This is a genomic window from Methylophaga sp. UBA2689, assembly GCA_002354555.1.
GTDB lineage: Bacteria > Pseudomonadota > Gammaproteobacteria > Nitrosococcales > Methylophagaceae > Methylophaga.
Map to the genome: position 1 here is coordinate 14,781 of DELT01000056.1, position 1,941 is coordinate 16,721.

Genomic DNA, 1,941 nt, shown 5'->3' on the forward strand with positions numbered 1-1,941 from the left:
TTTTTCAGCTCACAACAGAGGCGTAGATGAAAGATCAACAAGCCCTAGTAACTTACCCCTGCTGGAAACGTTTAATCATATCGCTCATATGATGTGATTGAGTTGAAAGACCATTGGCAGCGTTATCGGCTATCTCAGCACCATGTGTTACCTGAGCTGCACTTTCATTCACCTGCACGATATTTCGGTTTATATCCTCACTGACACTGCTTTGCTCCTCAACTGCAGTGGCTATCTGCGTATTTAATTCATTGATATTGCTGACTTCATTAGCGATGGTTTCCAGCGCCTGAATCGAGGATTTAACATGGAGCTCACTGGTTTCACTGGTTTGCTGGCTTTGTTCCATAACTACAACTGCCTGTTTTACCGCGCCATTAAGTTTGCCGATTAAATCCTGAATTTGCTGGGTAGAAAGTTGCGTTTTGCTGGCCAGTGAGCGGACCTCTTCAGCAACGACAGCAAATCCGCGCCCATGTTCTCCAGCCCGGGCTGCTTCGATGGCGGCATTCAATGCCAGCAAATTGGTTTGATCAGCAATACTGGTAATGACCTCAATTATCTGACCGATATTACGAGTGTCTTTATCCAGCTGAGCAACCACGGAAGAAATATTACCAATGGCTGTACTCAGATCGCTTAACGAGTTCACCGCTTTAGAGGCACTGCTTACGCCATTTTTGGAGAGTTCATCTGTTTCGCGAGCTTTGGTGGCAGCATAGGCGGCATTATTGGCTACTTCCTGAATACTGGCTGTCATTTCAGTCATTGCGGTGGCGACTTCTTCCATGCGCATGGATTGCTGGCGAATAGCTGTTTGTATGTCAGTCACTGAACGGGCGCTTTCATCCGCTTCATGTTCAATACTGGATGCGGAATCGCGGATCCGACCCAAGGTCGTTCCAAGCCGGCCACGTAAGAATTCGGTAGGTAGTTGAATTTGGCCAATCTCGTCTAAACGACCGGTATAGATTAATGCCATCAGTGGATTATCTATCTCCTGTCGAGCCTTTTCTGCAGCTTGCTTTAAAGGTGAAAAAGCCCAGATGGACAATATAAAAAATACCGATAAGGCAATGATTAAAGCGGCGGTCATGGCATAAACAGGAGAGGTGCTAAATAATAAACCTGCTACAACACTAGCGCTCAACAAGGCCAGGGTATGCGCGAGCATAAAACGTGTTTTCAGGTCCATCCTTGCCAGGAAGCTGCCATCCCGAGCTGAACTGCCATTATTGACTCGTTGGTAAACTCTTTCAGCCCTGGCAACACGTTCTCGACTCGGCTTGGTGCGAACCGATTCATAGCCGGTGACATCACCGTTTTCAATAACTGGGCTTACATAGCCATCCACCCAGTAATGATCGCCATTTTTGACACGATTTTTAATAATGCCCATCCAATGATGATTGGATTTCATTGCTTTCCATAAATCATCAAATGCAGCCGGGGGCATTTCCGGATGTCGAATGACATTATGATTTTTGTTTAATAACTCATCGGATTCAAAACCGCTGATTTTCTGAAAGGTGTCGTTAAAACTGGTAATAATGCCTTTTAGACTGGTGGTAGATATGATTTCTTCCCCTTCGGGGAAAGTAACCTCGTTATTGGTAATAGGTAGGTTTTTCTTCATGATCTTGCCCTCTGTGGCCTGATTCTTTTATTTTTGCTCAGCACTTAATGCGAACTGCCGTTTTTTTATTTTTATTGTTATCGGCATTTTTATTGTGGACTTTAAATGAACTGAGGTGAATGGTTTTGTTAATTCATTAAAAATTTTAAATTCTTTATCAGAGCAAAAAAATAAGCTGAAAAATCAGTAATTACCTTATACAAATCATTTTATTTTTCAGCTATGGTAGGGCTATAAACCCGGAAGAATAGAGGAGAAATACCGTCTATGACTGAATCCACTTCAAAAGTGCCTCACGTAAAGTT

At 43.4% G+C, this 1,941-nt stretch carries 1 protein-coding gene; it reads right to left on the bottom strand.

Going from position 1 to position 1,941, the window contains the following annotated elements; translation table 11 throughout:
• Nucleotides 1-52: 52 nt before the first annotated feature.
• Nucleotides 53-1,636, bottom strand: coding sequence for a methyl-accepting chemotaxis protein (locus tag B3M51_RS05940; RefSeq protein ID WP_292757542.1), 1,584 nt, complete (start codon nucleotides 1,634-1,636; stop codon nucleotides 53-55).
• Nucleotides 1,637-1,941: the final 305 nt, after the last annotated feature.